Below are 23,724 nucleotides of genomic sequence, written 5' to 3'. Positions count from 1 at the left end.
TGAATATGGCCTACTCGCTCTTCTATGCCTTCCTCGCCTTCATGGTGGTGATGTACTTCACCCCCGGACCGAACAACATCATGCTGCTGGCCTCGGGCCTGACCTATGGCTTCCGGCGCACCATTCCTCACATCGCCGGCATCGTCATCGGCTTTGCCTTCATGGTCGGCGCCGTCGGCCTCGGGCTCGGCACGGTGTTCCTAGCATATCCGATCCTCCAGACCATTTTGAAGTACGCCGGAGCCGCCTACCTGATTTACCTCGCCGCCGTGATCGCGATGGCTGGTCCGACGACGCCGGGCGGCGACAACGGCCGCGGCCCGATGACCTTCTGGGGCGCCGCCATGTTCCAGTGGATCAACGCCAAAGGCTGGGTGATCGTGATCGGCACCATCACCGCCTATGCGGCGATTGCCCGATTCCCGATCAATATCGCGATCCAGACCCTGATCAGCCTGCTGGTCGGCACGGTCTCGACCGTGGTCTGGGCTTTCTTCGGCACTGCACTGCGCCCGGTCCTGACCTCCGAGCGGCTGGTCCGCGCCTTCAATATCGTGATGGCGATCCTGCTTCTGGCATCGCTCTACCCCGTCTTCATGGATGCATGATGCCGCAGCTTTCCATGCAGAAACGGGTTTCCTTCGGGCTGCGAAATGCTCTAGACAGCCCCGGAAATCCGCAATTTTCACCTTCCGAGACCTGACCAACGGCCGATTCTGGCCATCTGAACGAGGAAACGACCATGCGAGTTTATTACGATCGCGACGCCGACCTGAACCTGATCAAGGGCAAGAAGGTCGTCATCGTCGGCTATGGCAGCCAGGGCCATGCCCATGCGCTCAACCTCAAGGACTCCGGCGTCAAGGACGTGGCGATTGCGTTGCGCAAGGACTCGAGCTCGGTCAAGAAGGCGGAAGCCGCCGGCTTCAAGGTGATGGAAGTCGCCGAAGCCGCCAAATGGGGCGACCTGGTCATGATGCTGACCCCGGACGAACTCCAGGGCGACATCTATCGCGAGCACCTGCACGACAACATGAAGAAGGGCGCCGCCCTGGTGTTCGCGCACGGCCTCAACGTCCATTTCAACCTGCTCGACCCGCGCGCCGACCTCGACGTGCTGATGATCGCGCCGAAGGGCCCCGGCCACACCGTGCGCTCCGAATATCAGCGCGGCGGCGGCGTGCCCTGCCTGATCGCGATCGCCAAGGACGTCTCGGGCAATGCCCATGACCTCGGCCTGTCCTACGCGTCCGCCGTCGGCGGCGGCCGCGCCGGCATCATCGAGACCTCTTTCAAGGAAGAGTGCGAGACCGACCTGTTCGGCGAGCAGGTCGTGCTCTGCGGCGGCCTGGTCGAGCTGATCAAGGCTGGCTACGAGACGCTGGTCGAGGCCGGCTACGCTCCCGAGATGGCCTATTTCGAGTGCCTGCACGAGGTGAAGCTGATCGTTGACCTGATCTATGAAGGCGGCATCGCCAACATGAACTACTCGATCTCCAACACCGCCGAGTACGGCGAGTACGTCACCGGTCCGCGTATCGTCACCGCCGAGACCAAGGCCGAGATGAAGCGCGTTCTCGCCGACATCCAGGGCGGCAAGTTCGCCCGCGACTGGATGCTCGAGAACAAGGTCAATCAGACCTCGTTCAAGGCGACCCGCGCCAAGCTCGCCGCGCACCCGATCGAGGAAGTCGGCGCCAAGCTGCGCGACATGATGCCCTGGATCAAGAAGGGCGCGCTGGTCGACAAGAGCAAGAACTGAGCTTTGCGTTCCCCGGACGCAGCGCATCACGCAAGTGGTGCGCTGCTGATCCGGGGTCCGCGTGGTGAGATGGGTCCCGGCTCTGCGCTCCGCCTTGCTGCGCTTGTCCGGGACATGAGAGCGAAACAAAGAGCTTCGCTTGCCAAACTAATTCTTAAGCCTTCACGACTATATCTGAGCGAGATCGCAAACAGCGGTCTCGCTCTTTTCATCTCGCGCGAAGCATTGCTGCTTCATTCAAACTCTTCGCGAGCTAAAGTGCTCCCTGAGCACGAAGAACTGACGCTTAAACCACATTCTTGATCTCGCGTCGTTTCTCAGAACTTTTTAGAATCCCCCGATCGCCAAAAGCGCTGTGTCCTCAGAGTCTAGAATTCGGCTCTTCATCCGCGCTTTCAAGCCGCAATCGAGCTCATCTGGCGACGTTCGCGCACCACCTCAACTTAAGAACCGACACGTGCTCCGCCTTCTTGCCGAGCGGAGCGGCCTCGAAAAGGACCATCGGTGCGCGGCTTGAGAACCTGATGGCATTGCGCACCAGCGCCTTCCTCTTACATGATCGCGGGACAATAAAAGGGGGGAGGACCATGCGATCTGTCGTCATCACCGGCGCGTCTACCGGCATTGGCTGGGCCACTGCGAAATTTCTCATCGGGCGCGGCTATCGCGTCTTCGGCAGTGTCCGCAAGCAGGCCGACGCCGACCGGCTCAAGGGTGAGTTTGGCGCGAACTTCACGCCGCTACTGTTCGACGTCACCGATAAGGCCGCAGTTCTCGCCGCTGCGCGAAAAGTGCGCGAGGCGCTGGGCGGCGAGACGCTGGCCGGCCTCGTCAACAATGCCGGTGTTGCCGTGGCAGGCCCGGTGCTCGAATTGTCGGCCGACGATTTCCGCCGCCAGATGGATATCAACGTCATCGGCCCCGTGATCGCGACGCAGGCTTTTGGCCCGCTGCTCGGCGCCGACACCTCGCTGACGGGGCCGAAAGGCCGGATCGTGATGATCAGCTCGGTCGCAGGCAAGAACGGCAATCCGCTGTCGGCGCCCTATTGCACCTCCAAGCACGCGATCGAAGGCCTCTCGGAAAGCCTGCGCCGCGAGCTGATGCTGTTCGGGATCGACGTCATCATCGTCGCGCCCGGTGCGGTGAAGACGCCGATCTGGAGCAAGGCCGAGCAGATTGATCTCTCCGTCTACCAGAACTCGCCCTATCTGCCGGCACTCAACAAGGTCATGGCGTTCATGATGAAGCTCAGCGAGACCGGGTTGCCGGCCGAGCGGATCGCAGAAGTCGTATTCAAGGCGCTCACGGCTGAGCGGCCCAGGGTTCGCTACCAGATCACGCCGGACCGGATGCGGCATTTGATGACGGCCACGCTGCCCAAGCGCGTGGTCGACCGCATCATCGCCAAGCGGCTTGGGCTGCTTCCACAAGCCTGATCGGCGTTCAGCCCGCCTCGGCCGTCCGTCCGCGGGGATGGGCGGCCATCGCGATCAGCCTCAGCGCCATCACGGCGAGCAGCGGAATGAGGAACGCCGCGTAGAGCGGCATCGCCGGCACGCGCTTGCCGAACGACACCATGAACTGGAACCAGAGATAGTAGCCGCCGACAAGATGCAGCGCGCGCCAGACGTGCGGCCTGAGCAGCGCAGCGGTGCGGTCAAACGAGGTCGCGCTCATGGCGATGATGAATGCATAGCCGATGCCGCCGAAGATGTAGGAGGCCGCCGAGGTCGCCTCAGCAAAGCCGGCCGGATCCATGTTCGCGTAGGCAACGATCGCCACCGCGTGGATGGCGTGAGAGGCTGCAAAGCTTAACCCCAGATTGCGGCGGTTACGGCGCTGCCAGCGCGTCCAGGCATTGGGCCACAGCCGGGCCAGCGCGGCGGCGCTGAAGGCGAGGCAGAACAGCAGCAGCGAGCTGCGTGCCGTGAAGCGGATCACCATCCGCACGCCCTGGACCTCGAACTGCCGCATCGCCGCGATCCACAGGCTGAGCGCAATCAGGCTCAGGGTGAGGGCGGCGAGCAGCCGCCAGCCTTCGAGCCAGCTTTGACGCTGTGACATGGTGGTCTCCTTCAGTATGTAATCATCGATTACATTTTAGGGCGACGGGATCGTCAATGGTGTAATCGATGCTTACATTCACGTTCGGGTGATGCTAGGAAGCTCCGATGCCCGCCCGACAGCCTTCCAAACCGCGCGTCCGCCGCCAGACACCTGAAGCCCGGCCGTACCATCACGGTGACCTTCGCCGCGTCCTCATCGATGCTGCGCTGCAACTGGCCGCGGAGGGGGCAGAGGTCTCGGTGCGCGAGGCTGCACGCCGGGCCGCAGTGTCGCCGGGGGCACCGTTCCGGCACTTTCCCAACCGCGATGCGCTGATGGCGGCGGCGGCCGAGGAGGCGCAGCGGCGCTTCCGCGCCGAGATCGAGGTGGCACTGGGCCAGGCACCGGCCACCGATCCGCTCGGCCGCTTCCGCGCCTTCGGTCTCGCCTATTTGCGCTGGGCGATGCGCAACCCCGCGCATTTCGAGATCATCTCGACCGGGCGCTACTTCGCCCATGGCAGCTCCGAGCAGCTGACGCGCGACAATGCCGAGCTGGTCGCGCTTACGGAGCAAATGCTGACGGACGCGGCGGGCCAGGGTCTGCTGTGGTCGGCGGACCTCAAGCGCATCCAGATCGCCGGCCGTGCCCTGGTCTACGGTTTTGCCCGGATGAACCTCGACGGTCACTTTCCACGCTGGGGTGTGGAGCAGGGGGAGATCGAGCGGATGGCGGAAGCGGTGATCGATCTGTTCATCGCGGGAATCGCCAAGCGCTAGTGTCGCCGGCCGTGCGGCCCATTCGCCCATCACTAACAATAAGCGAAGGTCGGAACGCGGCCTGCGTTGCTTGTCCGTGACCGTTCAATTACAGTTTTATGACATGGTGCAGGCATCCGGCTGCGCCGGATGCCGCTGGTGGGCCAGACGGCTGGCACCCCGCGCCGGACCAGAAGTTGCGTGTCGTCAATGGCGTCCGCGCCTAATCCAGGTCCTTCTGCCACCACCGCCGTGCTCGCGAGCGTCGCCGCGCTCGGCGTCTGGCGGCTGCTCGCGGTTGCCGCACCGCATCTGGCGGCGCTCGCGCTGATGTACCAGACCGAGACCGATTTCGGCTCGCGGCTGTCCTTCGTTTTCGCCTGGGGCATCCTCAACTTCTTCTGGATCATGCTGCTGCGGCGGCCGGCATTGTCGGGTGCGCTGTCGCTGACCATGGTTGTGGTGCTGGTGCTGCTGTCGCGGCTCAAGCACGACGTGGTGCAGATGACGGTCAACTTCATCGACCTGATGATGATCGACCGCGACACCGTCGCGTTCCTGTTCACGATCTTCCCGAATTTGCGCTGGTCGGTGATTGGCACCGGCCTCGTCACGCTGCCGCTGATGTATGCGCTGTGGTGGCTCGATCCGTTCCGCATCCGCCGCTTGCCGGCGCTTGCCTCCATGCTCGCCTGTGTCGCCGCACTCGTCGGATATTCGCTCTATCATCCCGATGAGGCCTGGCGCGGCTATTACGACGACGGCTATCTCTCGAAGTTTTTCCGCTCCGGCGTCAGCTCGGTCTCCGACTTCGCGCAATACGGCTTCATGGAATCGGCCGCCGCGACCAACGAGCGGCTCAACATGCCGCTGGTCGATGCCTGCCATCCCGCGGGCCGCCGCCCGAACATCATCATGATCCATGATGAATCGAGTTTTGACATCCGCGCCGCACAGGGCATCAAGGTGCCCCAGGGCTATGGCAGCCATTTCAAGTCCTGGGACGGCAAGCAGCGCACGTTCCTCGCCGAGAGCAATGGCGGGCCGAGCTGGTTCACCGAATACAACGTGCTCGCGGGCCTCTCCTCGCGTTCGTTCGGCCGCTTTGCCTATTTCGTGACGCGGATCGCAACAGGCCGTGTCGAGCGCGGGCTGCCGCTGGCGCTGCGCCGCTGCGGCTATGACACCATGTCACTCTATCCCGCCTATGGCGGCTTCATGGCCGCGCGCAGCTTCCAGCTGACGACCGGCGTCGAACGCTTCCTCGACTCCAAGGATCTCGGCGCCAAGGATGTCGAGCCGGACTCTTTCTTCTACGACAAGGCGCTCCAGTTGATGGGGCAACAGCCGCCGAACAAGCCGCTGTTCACCTTCATCTATCTCGGCGCCAATCATTTCCCCTGGGAGACGCGCTTCCGCCCGGACCTGATGCCGAACTGGCGCGCGCCGGGCAATGTGGCGTCCATCGACGAATATCTGCGCCGGCAGGCGATGAGCGCCGAGCAATACAAGGCGTTCGTTGCCGGCCTGAAGAAGAGTTTTCCGGGCGAGCCCTTCTTGATCGTGCGCTATGGCGATCATCAGCCTGAATTCGCGCCTGCTATCCTCGAGCCCGGGCTCGACGAGGGCGCGATCGGCAAGAAGCTCGACGCTTACGATCCGCGTCTCTACGGGACCTATTACGCGATCGACGCCGTCAATTTTGAGCCGGTGAAGAGCGAGGCCGTGATGGACACTGTCGATGGTCCGTATCTGCCGCTGGTGATCCAGGAAGCCGCCGGCATTCCGCTCGATCCGTCCTTTGCCGAGCAGAAGGAGATCATGCTCCGCTGCAAGGGCATTTTCTACGGCTGCAAGGACGGCGCCGAAGCGCGGCGGCTGAACCGGCTGCTGATCAATGCCGGGATGATCAGGGGGCTGTAGTCGGCCTACCGCTGACCCACCTTCTCCCACAGCCATTTCGCCACCGCATCCGGCGATGAATTCGCATCGTTGCCCGCAGCGCGCAAATTGGCCTCCCGCATGGTGGCGATGTCGATCTTGCCGAGCAGCGGCTTGAGCGCGGCCTGCAATTTCTCATCGCCCGCGCGCTTGGGTGCCAGCAGCAGGATCGCATCATAGGGCGGGATCGCGTGCCTGGGATCGTCGAGCGTCACGAGGTCGTATTTCGCGATCAGGCCGTCGCTGGTGTAGCCGGCGATGACGTCGACCTCGCCGCTGGCGACCGCCGCATACATGAAGTCCGGCTGCATCTGGCGCTGGGCGCGGAATGACAGGCCGTAAGCCTTTTGCAGCGCCGCCCATTCGGGGCGCGAGAAGAACTCGTAGTCGCCGGCGATCGACATCGTTGACGTGTGTGCGGCGAGATCGGCGATGGTGCGGATGCCGAGCGCCTCGGCGCGCTTCCTCGGCATCACCAGCGCATAGGCGTTTTCGAAGCCGAGCTCGCCGAGCATTGTGATGTTGTCCTTGGCGAGCGCCGTCTTCAAATCCGCGAGCAGCTCGGCGCGCGGCTTGATGTCGGTGCGATGCAGCTGATTGGCCCAGAGCGTGCCGGAATAATCGACATAGAGATCGACGTCGCCGGCCTTCAGCGCCTCGAAGATCACGCTGGAGCCGAGGCCCGAGCGCGCGGTGGCTGGCAGGCCTGCCGCCTGGAGGCGATCCCTGAGCAGGGCCGACAGCACATATTGTTCGGTAAACGTCTTGGCGCCGACCACGTAGCTCTGCGACGAACGCCCCATCGTCGGCACCAGGGTTGCCCCGACCAGCGCCGCGATGCCGATCGCGCCGAGCCCGGTGCGCGTGCGGCTGCGCAGACGCAGGCCGCTCTCGATCAGGCCGAGCAACTGATCGACGGCGAGGGCCAGCAGCGCCGAGGCAAAGCAGCCGAACAGCACGAACACCCAGTTCTGGGTCTGAAGCCCGGCAAAGATGTAGTTGCCGAGGCTGGTCTGCCCGATCGGGGTCGACAGCGTCGCGGTGCCGATCACCCACACCGCGGCAGTGCGAATGCCCGCCATCATCACCGGCAGCGCCAGCGGCAGCTCGACCATCACGAGCGACTGCCGCGCGGTCATGCCGACGCCCTTGGCGGCCTCGATCAGCGCGGGGTCGATGCCGTTGAGCCCGGTGATGCCGTTGCGCAGCACCGGCAGCATCGAATAGAGCGCCAGCGCCAGCATCGCCGGCAGGAAACCGAAGGCGGAGAAGGAAACGCCGAACCAAGCGAGGGTGACCGAGGCGGCCGCGAGCAGCAGCGGATAGAACAGTGCGAGCAACGCCAGCCCCGGCACGGTCTGCACGATACTCGCAAGCGCGAGCAGGACGGCGCGCGGGGCCGGACGGTTGCGTGTCAGGATCGCGAGCGGCAGGCTGATGGCGAGACCAAGCGCGAGCGCTGCGAGGCTCACCCGCACATGGTTGCCGAGATAGTCGGGCAAATGCGACAGCGCCTCGCCCCAGCGCGGATCCGTGAAGAGGCTCATGCCGCACCGCTCTGCGGCAGCAGCGCGTTCAGCCGTTCGACCTGGCGCCGCGGTGTGCGCAGCAGTTCGAGCACGTAGCTGTCGCTGCTTTTCGAGAGCTCCGCCGGCGTGCCCTGCGCCAGCAGCTTTCCACTGCGCATCACCGCAATGCGGTCGGCGAGCAAAATCGCCTCCGTCATGTCATGCGTGATCATGACCGTGGTCAGACCCAGGCTTCGGTGCAGTGAACGATAATCATCGCCGAGCGCATCGCGGGTGAGCGGATCGAGCGCGCCAAAGGGCTCGTCCATCAGCACGATGCGGGGTTTTGCCGCGAGCGCCCGCGCCACGCCGACGCGCTGGCGCTGGCCGCCCGAGAGCGCTTCCGGCAACCGGTCGTGATGGGCGGCCCGGTCGAGCTGCACAAGCTCCAGCAATTCGTCGACGCGTGCGGAAATTGCCGCCGCAGGCTCGCCCAGCAGTTTTGGCGTGATCCCGATATTGTCGGCGACGCTCAGATGCGGAAACAACCCGCCGCTCTGGAAGACGTAGCCGATCCGGCGTCGCAGCGCGACCGGGTCGACGCTTCGTACGTTCCCGCCTTCGACCGTGATGCTGCCGCCATCGGCCTCGATCAGCCGGTTGGCGAGCCGCAGCAGCGTGGTCTTGCCCGAGCCCGAGCCGCCGACGATCGCCACAAACTCGCCCTCGGCGACGTCGAGCGACACATTGTCCACGGCCTTGAGCAGGCCGAAGTTTTTGGTGACGTGGGCATAGCCAATCATCGGCCTGGGTGGCATCGGGCGGGGGCTCACTGCGCTGACCCGCCCATGGAGGGCGGGGGTGACGAGGCCCATGCCTAGCACGCTTGGCGCCTTGATTGAACTTGGCCGCGCGAGCGGCTAAGGCATCAATCCGGGTTCGGAGGGAACACATGACAACGCCCACGGCAGTGGCGCTGGAAGATGCCAAGGTTGCGTTCCGTTTGGGGGACGGCCGGGTCTATACGGCGGTGGAGAAGGCGCATCTTTCGGTGGCGCAGGGCGAGTTCGTCGCCATTGTCGGGCCGACCGGCTGCGGGAAATCGACGCTGCTCAATGTCGCGGCCGGCCTGCTCAAGCCCGCCGCCGGCAGCGTCAAGATTTTCGACCAGCCGCTTGCGGGGCTGAACCGGGACGCCGGTTACCTGTTCCAGGCCGATGCGCTGTTCCCCTGGAAGACCGCGCTCGACAATGTCGCGATCGGGCTCGAGATCCAGGGCGCGCCGCGCGCCGAGGCGCTGCCGCGGGCGCAAAAATGGCTGACGTCGGTGGGCCTGGGCGCCTTCGCCAACCGCTATCCGCACATGCTCTCCGGCGGCCAGCGCAAGCGCGTGGCGCTGGCGCAGGTGTTGATCCGAGATCCAAAAATCCTGCTGATGGACGAGCCGTTCGGACCGCTCGATGCGCAAACGCGCCAGGTGATGGGCAATCTGCTGCTCGACCTCTGGAACGCCGACCGCAAGGCGGTGCTGTTCGTGACCCACGATCTCGAAGAGGCGATCGCGCTCGCCGATCGCGTCGTGATCATGTCGGCCGGGCCGTCCTCCCGCATCATCGGCGACTGGCGCGTCACGCTGCCGCGTCCGCGCGACATTTTTGAGGTGCGGCTGGACAAGGAGTTCCACGCATTGCACCGCGAGATCTGGAGTGTTCTCAAGGACGAGGTCATGAAGGGTTACGCGCAATCCACGCAAGCAGTGGAGGCGGTCTGATGTCGCGCGTGACGCTGCTTGCGCTTCAAGTCCTGGTCGCCGTTGTCTGCCTGGTGCTTTGGCAGTTCTTTGCGAGCGTTCCGGTGTTTGGAAAAATCCTGCTGCCGCCGTTCTTCTTCTCCAATCCAGTCGACGTGTTCAGCCAGATCGTGAAGTGGTTCTCGTCGGGCGTGATCTGGAAGCATCTCGGCATCACGCTGACGGAATCGATCCTCGCCTTCGTGATCGGATCGGCCGGTGGTGTGCTGATCGGCTTCTGGTTCGCGCGCCAGCCGCTGGTTGCCGCGGTGTTCGACCCCTACGTGAAGATGGCCAACGCGCTGCCGCGCGTGGTGCTCGCGCCGATCTTCGCGCTGTGGCTCGGTCTTGGTATCTGGTCCAAGGTCGCGCTCGGCGTGACGCTGGTGTTCTTCATCGTGTTCTTCAACGTCTATCAGGGCGTGAAAGAAGTCAGCCGCACCGTGCTCGACAACGGCCGCATGCTCGGCATGAGCGAGCGGCAGCTGATGCGGCACGTCTATTGGCCGTCGGCGCTGTCGTGGATGTTCTCCTCGCTGCACACTTCGGTCGGATTCGCCGTGGTCGGCGCGGTCGTCGGCGAGTATCTCGGATCGGCGGCGGGGCTCGGCTATCTCATCCAGCAGGCTGAAGGCATCTTCGACGTCGCCGGTGTGTTCGCCGGCATGTTCGTGCTGTCGGCCTTCGTCATCCTGATCGATTTTGGCGTGACGCTGGTGGAGCGCAGGCTGTTGGTCTGGCGGCCGACCGTGGACGGACGTGGTTAATCTAGCTCGATTGCCTGCTGACTTTTATGTGATGGACCGGCCGGAATAGAACGCGTGCCCGCGCGTCATACCCCCATGTAACCACCTGCATGGGAGTTCAGGATGCCCCGGTCAGAGTTTCGCCGCGCCTTTGCGGCGCTCGTAGGCAGATGCCGATGGCCAAGACTTCACCTCATAAGGCCCGGCATTGGCACGGCGCTCATCGGCGCGCGCATTCTCTTCGCATTCGCAATCCCTTCACTCGTGCTCGCGCATGAACCTCACCCGGCCAGTCCGCCGGCGGCGATGAGTGCTGAGGAACGGGCGTTCCTGAAAGAAAACGAAGCCGCGATGAGCAGGATGATGGACGGCATGGCGGCCAAGCCGACCGGTGATGTCGATCGTGACTTCGTCGCAATGATGAATCCGCATCATCAGGGCGCAATCGATATGGCGGTCATCGAATTGCGCTACGGCAAGAACGAGCAGTTGCGGCGCATCGCCCAGGAAATCATCGTCGATCAGATGCAGGAGATCGCGGCCATGAAGCTCGCGATCGGCGAGCCGGCGACGGAGACGACACCTGCGCCGACGCAGCCGCCGTCCATTCCTGTCGTAAACGTCCATCATCATCCGGGCATGCAGATGGACATGTCCGCCGGAATGAAGAAGTAGGAGCCGCAGATGACGACGTCGCGTAGCAACATCATGAAGAGCATTTTCCTGGCGGCTACGATGCTGGCCACCGGCTCCGCGGCGTGGGCAGGGCAGGCGCCGGGCGCGCTGTCCACTGCCGATATCCCAATCAGCCATCACGACCGCGTCTACGCGGCGGAGCAGTTCTCGAACACGGTCTCGGTCACCGATCCCGTCGACAACAAGCTGCTTGGCGTGATCCGCCTCGGCGACCCGCAGCCCGGCAATTTCAGCCCGCTCTACAAGGGGCAGGTTCTCGTGCATGGCATGGGCTTCTCGCCTGATCACAGGACGCTCGCCGTGGTGTCGATCGGCTCCAATTCGGTGACGTTCATCGACACCGCGACCAACGCGGTCAAGCACACGACCTATGTCGGGCGGTCGCCGCACGAGGCGTTCTTCACGCCTGATGGTAAGGAGGTCTGGGTCACCGTTCGCGGCGAGAACTACATCTCCGTGATCGACGCGAAGAGCTTTGCGGAGAAGACCCGCATTACCACTCCGAACGGGCCGGGGATGCAGATCTTCTCGCCCGACGGCAAATACGGCTACATCTGCTCGTCGTTCAACCCTGAGACAGATGTCGTCGACGTCGCCGAGCACAAGATTATCGCCAAGGTGAAGCAGGAGAGCCCGTTCTGTCCGAACATCGCGGCGACACCGGACGGGAATCAGGTCTGGTTTACGTTGAAGGATATCGGCCGGACCCAGGTGTTCAACGCCAAGCCGCCGTTCAACCCGATCAAAACGATCGATACCGGTCCGATCACAAATCACGTCAACTTCGCGCACACCGCCAAGGGGACCTTTGCTTATGTGACGATCGGCGGCCTGAATGAAGTGAAGGTGTTCCGGACGGATGATTTCTCGCAGGTCACGACGATTCCGGTCGGCAATCTGCCGCATGGCATCTGGCCGTCCGGCGACGGCACGCGCATCTATGTCGGGCTTGAGAATGCCGATGCACTTGCGGCGATCGACACTGCGACCAACAGCGTCGTGGCGAATGTCCCGATCGGCCAGGCGCCGCAGGCGATTGCTTATGTTCCAAACGCTGTGCCGAATCCGGATGACCGCCAGAATTTGCAGCCGCTCGGCGTAGCCGGCCAGGTCGCTCATCTGGCGCTTGCGTCAAAGGATGGAAAGGACGGCAAGGCGCCGACCAGCGTCTCGCTGTTCGATCAGGGCCTGATCCAGATCCTGCAGGCTTCGGTGACGGGACTTCAGCCCAAGCAGAAATATGTGCTGGCGCTGGCGGAACGGGGTGATGGGAGCGGCCCGTTACAGCCGCTGGCAGCCTTCATGACCAATCCGGCCGGATCTGCTATCGTCAACGCGGCCGGCCCTATCCGGCAGATCGTGGACCAGTCTGCCGCGGCTGGAAAACGATATCTGGTGATCGCATCCGGAGACGCGGCCACGCCCGGTGAAGCCGTCCAGATTGAGACGCAATGACGCGCCATCGGGCGTCAGCGAAGGGCAGGCGGAGCGCCTCATGAAGGACATGCTGGTTCAGGTCGAACCGCTGATCCCCGCGCTCCGCCGCTATGCGCGTGCGCTCGTGCGCGACCGCGCTGCTGCCGACGATCTGGTTCAGGATTGCCTGGAGCGCGCCGTCAGCCGTTGGCATCAGCGGCGCGACGGCAGCGTGCGCGCCTGGCTGTTCACCATCCTCCACAATCTGGCGGTCACGCAATTCCGCCAGGCAACATCGCGGGGCAGGCATATGCCGATCGACGATGCCGGCGAGAGTGAGCTCGTCAGTGCTGCCGCGCAGGAGCACAGGGTGATCTATCAGGACGTCCTGAACAAGCTTGCGAGACTGCCGGAAGAGCAGCGGGCTGTGTTGTTGCTGGTTGCAGTCGAAGATCTGTCCTATGCGGATGCCGCGGCGGTGCTTAATATCCCGGTCGGGACCGTGATGTCCCGACTGTCGCGTGCGCGAGAGAGGCTAGTTCAGGAGATGGACGGCGTTGCACCGGGGAACGTCGTCGCGTTGCGGGGTATGAAATGAGTCAGCGGCCGATCATGGAAGATGATCTCCACGCTTATGTGGACCACGCGCTCGCGCCCGAGCGACGTGCGGAGATCGCATCCTATCTGGACGATCACCCAGATGTCTCGGTGCGCGTCGCGGCCTTTGCTGCCCAGCGCGAGCAGTTGCGGGGCGCGCTGGCGTCGATCGCCGATGAGCCATTGCCGGTTGAGCTGAATCTGTCGCACATCATCGAGAGCCGGAAGCGGCGTCCTTTGCGGGCGTGGGCGGCGATTGCGGCGCTATTGCTCCTCGGAATCGGCGGTCTCGGCGGCTGGAGCATGCGCAGCCTGCTGCCGGATGGTTCGAGCGGACTGTCTGCACTGGCGCAGGAGGCCGCCTATTCCTATGGCGTCTACGCACCGGATCGCGTGAGGCCGGTCGAGATACGAGCTTCCGACAGTGCCGAACTAACGCAATGGGTCTCCAACCGGTTGAAGCAGCCGGTCAAGGTGCCTGATCTCGCCGTATCAGGCTATCGGCTGATGGGAGGGCGTCTGGTTGCGACCGCGCATGGCCCGGCCGCAATGTTCATGTACGACGACGATCATGGCGACCGCCTTGTCGTACTGACGCGTCCGATGAGCAACGGCAATCAGGATACACCGATGCTGCCGCAATCGACCGGCGACGTCGCGGGCCTTGCCTGGGCGGATAGTGGAATGGGCTATACGCTCGTCGGCCAGCTTCCGGCGGACACGCTCAAGCCGATCGCGAACGAGATCCGGAAGCAGGCGCGTCCCATTTAGCCCGGAATTCGCAAAGCGGGCCCGCGCCTCGGCGCGAGCCCGGACGTGCGAACGTTCAGTCCAGCAGCTTGGTGTCATCAGGCGCCTGCGGCGGCGTCTTGATCGCGATCGCCTTGACCTGACCGCTGATTGGCTTGGTGCCGCCATGCGGCGTGCCCTTGGGGATGATGACGAGGTCGCCGGGCTTCACCGTCACTTCCTTGTCGCCGAGCCAGATCGTCCCGGTTCCGTCCAGGATGTACTGGATCTCGTTGGTGTTGGGATGCATGTGCTTGGGCACGTTGCCGACCTGGATCGAGACGGTGGCGCCGTCGGCGCCCGCGAACATTTTTGAGCGGTAGCCGACATTGTTGGCTGGCCCGAGCGCATCCCCCTCCATCTCGCCGGTGTGAATGATCTGCGCGGTGACGTTCTCGGCGGCGAGCGCCGGCCGGAGCAGCTGGTTTGCGCCGCATCCGGCGGCAAAGGCGGCGGCGATCGACAGTCCGGCAGCAAGGCGATTCATGGATGATCCTCCCCATCAAAGATTGTTGTTGTACGCCCATGCTATTGCGGCGAAAGGCCAATGGCCAGTGCCACTTAAGCGGTGCTTCTCAAGCCTGTCCCGCTGCTCTATGGTGCCGCCAGCCGAACGGAGGAAACCAATGAAGAACACGATTGCCAGGCTTGCCGGCGCGCTGCTGGCGCTGACGCTCACCACCGGATTTGCCGCGGCGCAAAGCAAGGTCACCGTCGCGATCGGCGGCGGCGCCTGCCTGTGCTATCTGCCGACGGTGCTGGCCAAGCAACTCGGCGAATACGAGAAGGCCGGCCTCAATGTCGAGCTGGTCGACCTCAAGGGCGGCTCGGACGCGCTGAAGGCCGTGCTCGGCGGCAGCGCCGACGTGGTCTCCGGCTATTTCGACCATTGCGTCAATCTGGCCGCCAAGAAGCAGGAGCTTCAGGCCTTCGTGGTCTATGACCGCTATCCCGGCCTCGTGCTGGTAGTTTCGCCCTCGCACACCAACGAGATCAAGTCGATCAAGGATCTCGCCGGCAAGAAGGTCGGTGTCAGCGCGCCCGGCTCCTCCACCGACTTCTTCCTCAAATACATGCTCAAGAAGAACGGGCTCGATCCCGCCGGCACCGCCGTGATCGGCGTCGGCCTCGGCGCAACCGCAGTCGCCGCGATGGAGCAGGGTCAGATCGACGCGGCTGTGATGCTCGACCCCTCCGTCACCGTGCTCCAGGGCAGCCACAAGGATTTGCGCATCCTCAGCGACACTCGTACCCAGAAGGACACGCTCGAAACGTTCGGCGGCGAATATCCGGGCGGCGCGCTGTATTCGACGGTGGCCTGGATCAACGGCCACGAGAAGGAAACGCAGGCGCTCACCAACGCCATGCTCGCCACGATCGCCTGGATCCATTCGCATTCGCCCGAGGAAATCATGGCGAAGATGCCGGAGGAAATGGTCGGCAAGAACAAGGACCTCTATCTCGCCGCGCTGAAGAACACGATCCCGATGTTCTCCGAGACCGGCAAGATGGACCCGAAGGGCGCGGACGCCGTGCTCGCGGTGTTCAGCGTCGGCTCGCCCGAGGTCGCGAATGCCAAGATCGACGTCAGCAAGACCTTCACCAACAAATACGTCGAACAGGCCAAGAAGACCACGGGGAGTGCCAAATAACTGGCGCGAAGGCCGTGTAATCAGGCGTCATGACTTCGCTGATCATCCATCGCGTCACGACGCTTGATCTTGCCGTGCGGCCGATCGTCTGGCCGTTCGCCGAAGAGCGCCGCGCCGAGATCGCGGCGCATTTCGCCGAAAAGCAGCGCGAGCGGCCGAAGATATGGAACGGGCGCGTCCTGCTCGGGCGCGATGCCGTGTTTACGGGCAGTCATCTCTCCGCCACCTATTTTGAGGCCGATTTCGCGAGCTTCCTCGCCTGGCGCGACTGGGGCTTTCCCGACAAGGCCGTGTTCAACGGTTTTGGCATGGGCGCGCTGCTCACATCCGACGGCGCCTTTGTCATGGGCGAGATGGCGCAGCACACTGCCAATGCGGGCCGCATCTATTTCCCGTCGGGCACGCCCGACCTCGACGATGTCAAAGACGGCGCGCTCGACATCCCCGGCAGTGTCGTTCGCGAACTCGGCGAGGAGACTGGCCTGACTGCGGCCGACTACCGGGTCGAGCCGGGCTGGCACTGCATCGTCGCCGGTCCGTCGATTGCAATGATTCAGATCATCAACCTGGACATGCCGGGCGACGTGGCCTGCGCCAAAATCGAGGCCAATCTCGCGCGTGAGGACGAGCCTGAACTGTCGGCCATTCATCTCGTGCGCGGATTGAGCGATCTCACGCCGTCCATGCCGCGATTTGTCACGGCCTTCGTCGAGCAGCAGTTCGCGTCGCGCTGACGCGCGAGGCTTGACATCGCTTCGCTCAGCCCATGTGATGGGCCAAAAAGCAAAAGCAAGAAGACTGCAATGCACAATCGTCCAGGGAGGTTTGGATGCGCCTGCGTATGGCTGCCCGCTTGGTACGTGGGCTGTTGGTCGCGATATCAGCGACGGGCTTGATGGCTTCGGCCGAAGCTCAAGAGAAGAAGATCAAGATCGGCGTCGTTTTCGATTTGACCGGACCACTCGCAGGCGGCGGGTCCGAGCTCAACTATGTCGGTGCCAAGATCGTCCTCGACTATTTCGCCAAGACTGGCGTCGAAGGTTACAAGATCGAGGCGGTCTACGCTGACGCCCAGAGCAAGCCCGACATCGCCATCAATGAATCCGTCCGCCTGCTGGAGCAGGAGAAGGTCGACATGGTGCTCGGCTTCTTTTCCTCGGCGCAATGCGTGCCGGTGGCCGCGCGCGTCGAGCAGCTCAAGAAGTTCATGTGGATGACGACTTGCATCTCGTCGGCCGTGTTCAACGAGAAAGGTTACAAATACGTTTTCCGTCCGCAGGCCAGCGGCGACCAATTCGGCATGATGACGATGGACTTCATCGCGCAGAACGCCAAGGCGAAGTTCGACAAGGAGCCGAAGGATCTGCGCGTCGCCATCATCCACGAGGACGGCGCCTACGGTGTCGATGTGTCCAGGGGCAATGAGGCCGGCGCGAAGAAGGCGGGCTTCAACGTCGTGATGAAGGAGGGCTATTCGGCGACCGCGCCCGATCTCTCCGCGCTGGTGACCAAGCTGAAGCGCGCCAAGCCCGACGTGATCTTCCACACCGGCTACAACCCCGACATCACGTTGCTGCTGCGGCAGGCCCGCGAGCAGGGGCTGAAGTTCGGCGCGCTGATGGGGCATGGCGCGGGCTACGGCGTCTATGAAAAGCTGAAAGAGGGGATGGGCGCGGACGCCGCCTACATCTTCAACACCGACCCGATCTCGATCTGGCTCGCCAATCAGAAAACGATGGATCCGAAACTTTCGCCTGTGATCAAGATGGTCGGCGAGGAGTTCGACAAGATCCGGCCCGGCGTTGCGATCCGCTCGGCTCATGTCGGCATCGGCGCATCCAACACCTATGTCTTCATGTCCGACGTATTGCCGCGCGCGATCAAGAAATACGGTGGTGTCGATCCCGACGCGCTGCGCAAGGCGGCGCTGGACACCGACATTCCGAGGGCGGCACCATGCTCGGCTTCGGCGTAAAATTCTACGGCGAGGGCACGCCGATGGCCGGCCAGAACGAGCGCTCGTTCCCTGTCGTGATTCAGTATATCGACGACAAGTCCTCCGTGGTGTGGCCCAAGAGTCAGGCGCAGCGCGAAGCCGTGCTGCCACTGCCGAAGGGCAGCACTTACAGCAACCAATAGCGCAACATCCGGGCAAGGAGAGCTGAGTGCTGGAGGTCAGCGGACTGGTGAAGCGGTTTGGCGGCTTCACCGCCGTCAACAATGTGTCGTTCAAAGTCGATCGGGGCGAGATCCTCGGCCTGATCGGCCCCAACGGCTCGGGCAAGAGCACGATCTTCAACATGCTCTCCGGCACGCTGGCGCCGACATCGGGCTCGATCCTGTTCGCCGGGCATGAGATTGCGGGCCTCGCCCCGCACCGGATCATCAACAGCGGCGTCGGCCGCACTTTTCAGATCCCGCGGCCGTTCCGCCGCCTGACCATTTTTGAGAACGTCGCGCTCGCCGGCTTCTACGGCCAGGGCCGACATAGTCGCATCAAGGCTGAGGAGGCGGCCGAGCGATCGCTGGCGCTGGTGGGATTGCCGACCGATCGACATGCCAGTGTCGATGGCCTGGGCGCCGCCGGCCTGAAGAAGCTCGAGCTGGCGAAAGCGCTCGCCACCGCGCCAAAGCTGCTGCTCGCCGACGAGAGCCTCGGCGGACTCGACGAGGCCGAGATGGGGCAGGCGGCCGACATGCTGCGCAACATCCGGGACGAGCTCGGCATCACCATCATCTGGGTTGAGCACATCATGGGCGTGCTGATGCGCGTCGTCGACCGCGTCATGGTGCTTGATCACGGCGAGAAGATCTCGGAGGGGCTGCCGAGCGCAGTTGCGGGCGATCCGCGCGTCATCGAGGTCTATCTCGGCACCGATGCGGAGACCACGCAAGCCGCGGCTGCCGAAGCGCGCCGTCGCGCAGGAGGGCAGTGATGCTGGAGCTTCGCGGCGTCAATGCCGGCTACGGCACGTTTCAGGCGCTGTTCGACGTCGATCTCGACGTCAAGGCCGGCGAAGCCGTTGGCGTCATCGGCCCCAACGGCGCCGGCAAGACGACCTTGATGCGCGTCATCTCCGGCCTGATCCGTCCCTCGCGCGGGTCGATCGCCATGGAGGGCGTCGACGTCGTCGCAACACCGCCGCACAAGATCGTCAGCCTCGGCATTGCGCATGTGCCGGAGAACCGGCGGCTGTTTCCGCAGCTCTCGGTCGACGACAATCTCAAGATGGGCGCCTTCATGAAGGAGGCGCGCGGCCACTATGCCGAGCGGCTGGCGGTTGTGTTCGACCTGTTTCCGCGCCTGAAGGAGCGCCGCCACCAGATGGCCGGCACCATGTCCGGCGGCGAGCAGCAGATGTGCGCGATCGGCCGCGCGCTGATGTCCAATCCAAAGCTGCTTCTGCTCGACGAGCCCTCGGCGGGGCTGGCGCCGGTGGTGGTGCAGCAGGTGTTCGAGCTGGTGAAGCGGATTCGCGCCAGCGGCCTGACGGTGCTGATCGTCGAACAGAACGTGCAGCAGGTGCTGAAAGTGGTCGACCGCGCCTATCTGATCGAGGCGGGGACGATCAGGTCGTCGGGCACGTCGGCAGAGATGCTGGCGAGCGACACGGTCAAGGAAGCGTATCTCGGAGTGTGAGGGGCAGGGCGAGGGGCATGCAGGCATGCAGGCATTTTTGGACATTTTCGACATCTATCTGCTGGAGGCCGTGATCAACGGCATCCTGCTCGGCGGCGTGCTGGCGTTGTTGGCGCTCGGGCTCAATCTGATCTTCGGCGTCATCGACGTCACCTGGATCTGCTACGCCGAGCTGGTAATGATCGGCATGTACGCCATGTATTTCATGGTGCAGTATTACGGGCTCAGCTATTTCGTCGCCGCGCCGTTCACCATTTTGCTGGTCGCGATGCTTGGCGCGGCGCTGCATTATCTCGTGATCGCGCCGCTGCTCACCGCGCCGCCGATTAACCAGCTGCTCGCAACCGGCGGGGTGCTGTTCGTGCTCCAGAGCTTTGCCACCGTCGCCTTCGGCATCGACTTCCGCAATCTCGGCATCCGCCTGCCGGTGCTCGCCTTCGGCGAGATGCATTTCAGCTACGCCCGGCTGCTGTCGTTTCTGGCGGCGCTGGTCGGCATGGTCGCGGTCTATCTGTTCATGACGCGCACCTTCACCGGCACCGCGATCCGCGCCATCTCGCAGGACCGGCAGATCATGGCGCTGATGGGCGTCGATACGAAGAGAATGTATCTCATCACCTCCGCGATCGGCGGCGGGCTGGCCGGGCTCGCCGCCTGCCTGCTGGTGCTGCAATACGACGTGCATCCCTTCGTTGGCCTCTCCTTCGGTCCGATCACCTTCCTGATCTGCGTGCTCGGCGGGCTCGGCAATTTCATCGGCGGCTTCATCGCGGCCTTCGTGTTCGCCGAGATCATCTCGCTCGGCGGCCTGTTCTCCGATCTCGAATGGGGCTACGTGCTCGCTTTCGCCTTCTTCATCGTCATGATGTTCATCCGGCCCGCGGGCCTGCTTGCGAGGCGCCGATGATGGGGCAGGGGCGGCTTGCAGCCTGGGGGATCGGACTGGCGGCGCTGGTCGCGCTGCCCTTCGTCTATCGCGATCCCTATCATCTGCACATCCTGGTGCTGATCCTGATCTGGTCGTTCGCCTACACATCCTGGTCGATGATGGGGCGGTTCGGCCTCGTTTCACTCGGCCATGGCGGCTTCATGGGGATTGGCGCCTATGTCACCGCGCTGCTCTGGAATCATCTGGGCTGGTCGCCCTGGATCGGCATTCCCATCGGCATGGCCGCGGCCGGTGCGCTGGCGCTGATCGTCGGCTATCCCTGCTTCCGCTTCCGCATCACCGGGCACTATTTCGTGCTGGTGACGCTGGCGCTGTCAGGCATCGTGCTCCAGGTCATCACGGCGACGCGCGACTATACCGGCGGCTCGCTCGGCTATACGCCGAATCGGGCCACGGGCAACAAGCTGCTGGCGCTGCAATTCGACGACAAGATCACCTGGTACCTCATCGCGCTTGCGGTCTGGCTGTTCGGCATCGTGGTCTGGCACTGGGTCGACCGCAGCATGGCGCGCTATGCGCTGGAGGCAATCTCGGAGGACGAGGACGCCGCGGCTGCGGCCGGCGTCGACGTCACCGCGGAGAAGCTGAAGATCACGCTGCTCAGTGCCGTGATGACGGCGCTCGCGGGCGCGGTCTATTGCCAGTACCAGATGTTCATCACCCCGGACACGGTCAGCGGCATCGCGGTGTCGCTCCAGATGGTGTTCGCGGCGATCGTCGGCGGCCTGTTCGTCTCGCTCGGCCCGACCGTCGGCGCCGTCATCACGATCCTGCTGGCGGAGACCTTGCGCATCGGCTTCGGCACCAAGGCGGTCGGCTGGGACAACCTCGTCTACGGTGTGCTGCTCGTGCTTTTCATCATATTCCTTCCCAAGGGTATCCTTGGTAGCGTGCTCGACCGACTGAAGCCGCAACGCAAGGTGCCCCGCGCTCATGAGCAAGAAGCCGTCCAAATCGCTCGCCCAGGAACTTGACCGCTACATCACGCCGTTCCGCTACGACGGCTCCGGCAAGTTTCACCTTAGGGATCACAAGACCGACGAGAAGGGCGATCTCGACAAGGAGAAGGCGCAGGAGCTCCTCGACGTCAACAAGAAGCGGCTGATCGAATTCCAGGAGAAGCTCTACGCCCAGGATCGCTGGTCGCTGCTGATCGTGTTCCAGGCCATGGACGCCGGCGGCAAGGACAGCGCGATCAAGGCGATCTTCGAGGGCATCAATCCACAGGGCTGCGAGGTCCATGCCTTCAAGGCGCCGAGCAGCAAGGAGCTCGACCACGATTTCCTTTGGCGCCACGCGGTCGCGCTACCCGAGCGCGGCCATATCGGCATCTTCAACCGCTCGCATTACGAGGAATGCCTGGTGACGCGCGTGCACCCGGAGATCCTCGCCAAGGAGAAGCTGCCGCAAGAACTCGCCACCAAGAACATCTGGAAGGAGCGGTTCGAGGACATCTCCGCGTGGGAGCGCTACCTCACGCGCAACGGCACGATCGTCCTCAAATTCTTCCTCCACCTGTCCAAAAAGGAGCAGCGCGAGCGGTTCCTCGACCGGCTGGAGATTCCGGCCAAGCAATGGAAGTTCTCGCTGGACGACATCAAGGAGCGGGCGCTGTGGCCGCGCTACCAGGCGGTCTACCAGGACATCGTCCGCCACACCTCGACGGCTCATGCCCCGTGGTATGTCGTGCCCGCCGACCACAAATGGTTCGCCCGCGTCGTGATCGGCTCGGCGATCAATGCCGCGCTCGAAAAGCTCGACCTGCGCTTCCCCCGCGCCGACAAGGCCTCGCTGGCGGAGTTCGACGAGGTGCGCAAGGCGCTGGAAAAGGAGGAGGAGAAGGGTGGCAAGAAGCGGTCGAAATGAAAAACGCGAAAACAACCCCATGCACAGTAGCCGGCGATAGTGAAATCAACGGCTTGCGGGCGAGCGGAAAGGGCGTTCGGATTTTAAGAAATTTACTTGACCCGTCGGGCAAAACAGGGGTATGGTGTCATCATCGCGACGGTGCCGCTTGACGCATCAAGAGCAGCCGCATGACCGGTGCCGTAGGGTAGGCAAAGCGACTTGTCCGCCGTAGCTCGAACAGCGAAGGCGGAAGCGTGCCCACCAATTTTCATTGCGGGTAGAGGTGGTGGGCACGGCGCAGGTGCGCCTTTGCCCACCCTACGAGGTTCGTGCACGCGGTTAGTAACCCCGGCCCCACCAGTAGCAGAAGCGCTCGACGTTGGCGGGAAGGCTCGCCTCGTAATTCGCCCATTTCTCGTATTTCGGCAACTTCACCTCCTTCATCGCGGTGTCGAAGCATTTGCCGGCGTCGGCCGCCTTCTTCACTTCGGCGGAGAGGTCCTCCATGTAGGCGATGTCGTCCTCGATGTCCTTCTTGGTGCCGAACCGGCCGCCGGCATAGGGATGGCCGGGGATCATCCGCTCCCAGTCGAGCGAAGCCAGCTTCTTCAGCGAGGCGATATATTCCAGCGGCGAGGCGTTGTCGGGGATGTTGCGGAACTGGACCGACTCGATCGGCGCGAAGTCGACGACGAAGACGATCTTCTCCTTCGGCAGCCGCATCACCAGCGAATTGTCGGAATGGTTGCGGCCGACATAGTCGAGCTCCAGCGTGGTGCCGCCGAGCTTGATGATCTTCTGGTCGTCGACCACCTGGTCCGGCATCACGATGTCGGCCAGCAGCGAATTCTGCTTCTTCAGCTCGAGCAGGCGCTCCTTGGTCCGCCGGTGGGCGATGAAGGTGGCGCCGAGATCCTTGAAGGGCTGGCCGCCGGCGATGTGGTCGTAATGGTGATGGCTGTAGACGACGTATTTGATCGGCTGGTCGGTGACCGCCTTGATCGCGTCGATATAGGGTTTTGCGGGTCTCAAATAAGAGATCGGGTCGGTCGCGATCACGCCCTTCGGCGTCACCACGAACATCGACTGGTGGCCGCCATAGCGGAAGATGTAGACGTTGTCGGTGCCGTCGACCTTCCTGGTCGAGGTCTGTGGCGGGGTCTGCGCGAACGCTGATCCGGTCACGAGGGTCGCGACAATTGCGATACAAAATGATGCTTTCATCTCTGGCTTTCTGGAAATGAAGGAGAGGCGGGAGAGAAGATATCCCTTCGACACAAACGCTGCGTCGAGGGATTTATTCCGCGCTTTCCAATCTGTCGCGGGAACATCATGGAACGGCTTCAAATGTGATTTGAGACCTCCTTGATCCCGCTTGACAGTTTTATGTCATGGGAGGACCATCCTCATGGTCGCGAATACGCGACGCGCAACGTCCACCTCTAGAGCAAGGGGAGGTCTATGACACCACCTCCGCAAATCCAGCCGCGTTGAGTGCGATGGAGCTCGTTCGGACTATCGCATAGCGGCAGAAACCGCGAACGGCACGCCGGGTACAGGTCTAGAGGGCTGCATCAGTGTGGC

At 63.4% G+C, this 23,724-nt stretch carries 23 protein-coding genes and 1 pseudogene; 19 read left to right on the top strand and 5 right to left on the bottom strand.

The genetic code is table 11. The features are described from left to right. Positions 1–5: 5 nt before the first annotated feature. The 3 genes from IVB29_RS18020 (at position 6) to IVB29_RS18010 (ending at position 3,201) form a co-directional block, all read left to right on the top strand. Entirely contained in the window at positions 6–608 is a 603-nt protein-coding gene (locus IVB29_RS18020; protein WP_247504718.1) for a LysE family translocator, read from the top strand. A gap of 134 nt (positions 609–742) precedes the next feature. Further along, positions 743–1,762 (top strand): ketol-acid reductoisomerase, encoded by a 1,020-nt coding sequence (ilvC, locus tag IVB29_RS18015; protein WP_247504717.1) that lies wholly within the window; start codon positions 743–745, stop codon positions 1,760–1,762. A 587-nt stretch (positions 1,763–2,349) separates the two neighbouring features. Next, positions 2,350–3,201 carry an SDR family oxidoreductase gene (locus IVB29_RS18010; RefSeq protein ID WP_247504716.1) on the top strand — a complete coding sequence of 284 codons (852 nt, stop codon included), beginning with the start codon at positions 2,350–2,352 and terminating at the stop codon, positions 3,199–3,201. Positions 3,202–3,208: 7 nt separating this feature from the next. Here the strand turns inward: IVB29_RS18010 and IVB29_RS18005 are convergent, their stop codons facing one another. Next, positions 3,209–3,829: a hypothetical protein gene (locus tag IVB29_RS18005; RefSeq protein WP_247504715.1), complete on the bottom strand. Its 621-nt coding sequence runs from the start codon at positions 3,827–3,829 to the stop codon at positions 3,209–3,211. A gap of 107 nt (positions 3,830–3,936) precedes the next feature. Here IVB29_RS18005 and IVB29_RS18000 point away from each other — a divergent pair, with 107 nt between their 5' ends. Beyond that, the gene (locus IVB29_RS18000) at positions 3,937–4,590 is read left to right on the top strand and encodes a TetR/AcrR family transcriptional regulator (RefSeq protein ID WP_247504714.1); all 654 of its coding nucleotides are present in this window, start codon (positions 3,937–3,939) and stop codon (positions 4,588–4,590) included. A 189-nt stretch (positions 4,591–4,779) separates the two neighbouring features. Then, the gene (locus IVB29_RS17995; RefSeq protein ID WP_247504713.1) at positions 4,780–6,492 is read left to right on the top strand and encodes a sulfatase-like hydrolase/transferase; all 1,713 of its coding nucleotides are present in this window, start codon (positions 4,780–4,782) and stop codon (positions 6,490–6,492) included. Positions 6,493–6,497: 5 nt separating this feature from the next. Here IVB29_RS17995 and IVB29_RS17990 read toward each other — a convergent pair whose 3' ends face one another. Both IVB29_RS17990 and IVB29_RS17985 read right to left on the bottom strand, forming a co-directional pair. Next, complete coding sequence (locus tag IVB29_RS17990) at positions 6,498–8,057, bottom strand: glycine betaine ABC transporter substrate-binding protein (RefSeq protein ID WP_247504712.1); 1,560 nt, start codon at positions 8,055–8,057, stop codon at positions 6,498–6,500. Next, positions 8,054–8,836 carry an ABC transporter ATP-binding protein gene (locus tag IVB29_RS17985; RefSeq protein WP_247504711.1) on the bottom strand — a complete coding sequence of 261 codons (783 nt, stop codon included), beginning with the start codon at positions 8,834–8,836 and terminating at the stop codon, positions 8,054–8,056. Before IVB29_RS17985 ends, IVB29_RS17990 begins: the two co-directional genes overlap by 4 nt. Before the next feature lie 134 nt (positions 8,837–8,970). On the opposite strand from IVB29_RS17985, the gene IVB29_RS17980 reads away from it, so the two are divergent. The 6 genes from IVB29_RS17980 to IVB29_RS17955 all read left to right on the top strand — a co-directional run bounded on the left by IVB29_RS17980 (position 8,971) and on the right by IVB29_RS17955 (position 14,033). After that, positions 8,971–9,789, top strand: a complete 819-nt coding sequence (locus tag IVB29_RS17980) for an ABC transporter ATP-binding protein (protein WP_247504710.1) — start codon at positions 8,971–8,973, stop codon at positions 9,787–9,789. Next, on the top strand, positions 9,789–10,574 hold the full coding sequence (locus tag IVB29_RS17975; RefSeq protein ID WP_247504709.1) for an ABC transporter permease: 786 nt from the start codon (positions 9,789–9,791) through the stop codon (positions 10,572–10,574). The genes IVB29_RS17980 and IVB29_RS17975 overlap by 1 nt, the downstream gene beginning before the upstream one ends. 102 nt (positions 10,575–10,676) lie before the next feature. After that, positions 10,677–11,228: a DUF305 domain-containing protein gene (locus tag IVB29_RS17970; protein WP_247504708.1), complete on the top strand. Its 552-nt coding sequence runs from the start codon at positions 10,677–10,679 to the stop codon at positions 11,226–11,228. A 9-nt stretch (positions 11,229–11,237) separates the two neighbouring features. Then, the gene (locus IVB29_RS17965) at positions 11,238–12,704 is read left to right on the top strand and encodes a YncE family protein (RefSeq protein ID WP_247504707.1); all 1,467 of its coding nucleotides are present in this window, start codon (positions 11,238–11,240) and stop codon (positions 12,702–12,704) included. Positions 12,705–12,744: 40 nt separating this feature from the next. Beyond that, entirely contained in the window at positions 12,745–13,263 is a 519-nt protein-coding gene (locus IVB29_RS17960) for a sigma-70 family RNA polymerase sigma factor (RefSeq protein ID WP_247504706.1), read from the top strand. After that, a complete protein-coding gene (locus IVB29_RS17955; protein WP_247504705.1) occupies positions 13,260–14,033 on the top strand; it encodes an anti-sigma factor in 774 nt (257 codons plus the stop codon). The genes IVB29_RS17960 and IVB29_RS17955 overlap by 4 nt, the downstream gene beginning before the upstream one ends. Positions 14,034–14,088: 55 nt before the next feature. Here the strand turns inward: IVB29_RS17955 and IVB29_RS17950 are convergent, their stop codons facing one another. Continuing rightward, positions 14,089–14,538: a cupin domain-containing protein gene (locus IVB29_RS17950; RefSeq protein WP_247504704.1), complete on the bottom strand. Its 450-nt coding sequence runs from the start codon at positions 14,536–14,538 to the stop codon at positions 14,089–14,091. 139 nt (positions 14,539–14,677) lie between these two features. Here IVB29_RS17950 and IVB29_RS17945 point away from each other — a divergent pair, with 139 nt between their 5' ends. The 8 genes and pseudogenes from IVB29_RS17945 to IVB29_RS17905 all read left to right on the top strand — a co-directional run bounded on the left by IVB29_RS17945 (position 14,678) and on the right by IVB29_RS17905 (position 22,158). Beyond that, positions 14,678–15,703, top strand: a complete 1,026-nt coding sequence (locus IVB29_RS17945) for an ABC transporter substrate-binding protein (RefSeq protein WP_247504703.1) — start codon at positions 14,678–14,680, stop codon at positions 15,701–15,703. A 29-nt stretch (positions 15,704–15,732) separates the two neighbouring features. Next, the gene (locus IVB29_RS17940; RefSeq protein ID WP_247504702.1) at positions 15,733–16,437 is read left to right on the top strand and encodes an NUDIX hydrolase; all 705 of its coding nucleotides are present in this window, start codon (positions 15,733–15,735) and stop codon (positions 16,435–16,437) included. Positions 16,438–16,532: 95 nt separating this feature from the next. Continuing rightward, positions 16,533–17,842: pseudogene (locus IVB29_RS17935) on the top strand (ABC transporter substrate-binding protein). Positions 17,843–17,868: 26 nt separating this feature from the next. Further along, a complete protein-coding gene (locus IVB29_RS17925) occupies positions 17,869–18,639 on the top strand; it encodes an ABC transporter ATP-binding protein (RefSeq protein WP_247504699.1) in 771 nt (256 codons plus the stop codon). Next, positions 18,639–19,343: an ABC transporter ATP-binding protein gene (locus IVB29_RS17920; protein ID WP_247504698.1), complete on the top strand. Its 705-nt coding sequence runs from the start codon at positions 18,639–18,641 to the stop codon at positions 19,341–19,343. Before IVB29_RS17925 ends, IVB29_RS17920 begins: the two co-directional genes overlap by 1 nt. A gap of 25 nt (positions 19,344–19,368) precedes the next feature. After that, positions 19,369–20,250 (top strand): branched-chain amino acid ABC transporter permease, encoded by an 882-nt coding sequence (locus tag IVB29_RS17915; protein WP_247504697.1) that lies wholly within the window; start codon positions 19,369–19,371, stop codon positions 20,248–20,250. Continuing rightward, positions 20,247–21,266 (top strand): branched-chain amino acid ABC transporter permease, encoded by a 1,020-nt coding sequence (locus IVB29_RS17910; RefSeq protein ID WP_247504696.1) that lies wholly within the window; start codon positions 20,247–20,249, stop codon positions 21,264–21,266. Before IVB29_RS17915 ends, IVB29_RS17910 begins: the two co-directional genes overlap by 4 nt. Then, positions 21,226–22,158 (top strand): polyphosphate kinase 2 family protein, encoded by a 933-nt coding sequence (locus tag IVB29_RS17905; RefSeq protein ID WP_247504695.1) that lies wholly within the window; start codon positions 21,226–21,228, stop codon positions 22,156–22,158. Before IVB29_RS17910 ends, IVB29_RS17905 begins: the two co-directional genes overlap by 41 nt. Positions 22,159–22,479: 321 nt before the next feature. Here IVB29_RS17905 and IVB29_RS17900 read toward each other — a convergent pair whose 3' ends face one another. Further along, entirely contained in the window at positions 22,480–23,364 is an 885-nt protein-coding gene (locus IVB29_RS17900) for an MBL fold metallo-hydrolase (RefSeq protein WP_247504694.1), read from the bottom strand. Between the last annotated feature and the right edge of the window lie 360 nt (positions 23,365–23,724).

The organism is Bradyrhizobium sp. 1, assembly GCF_023073315.1.
Taxonomy (GTDB): domain Bacteria; phylum Pseudomonadota; class Alphaproteobacteria; order Rhizobiales; family Xanthobacteraceae; genus Bradyrhizobium.
Note: the sequence above shows the minus strand (reverse complement) of the source record. Positions and strands in the feature narration are given on the sequence as shown.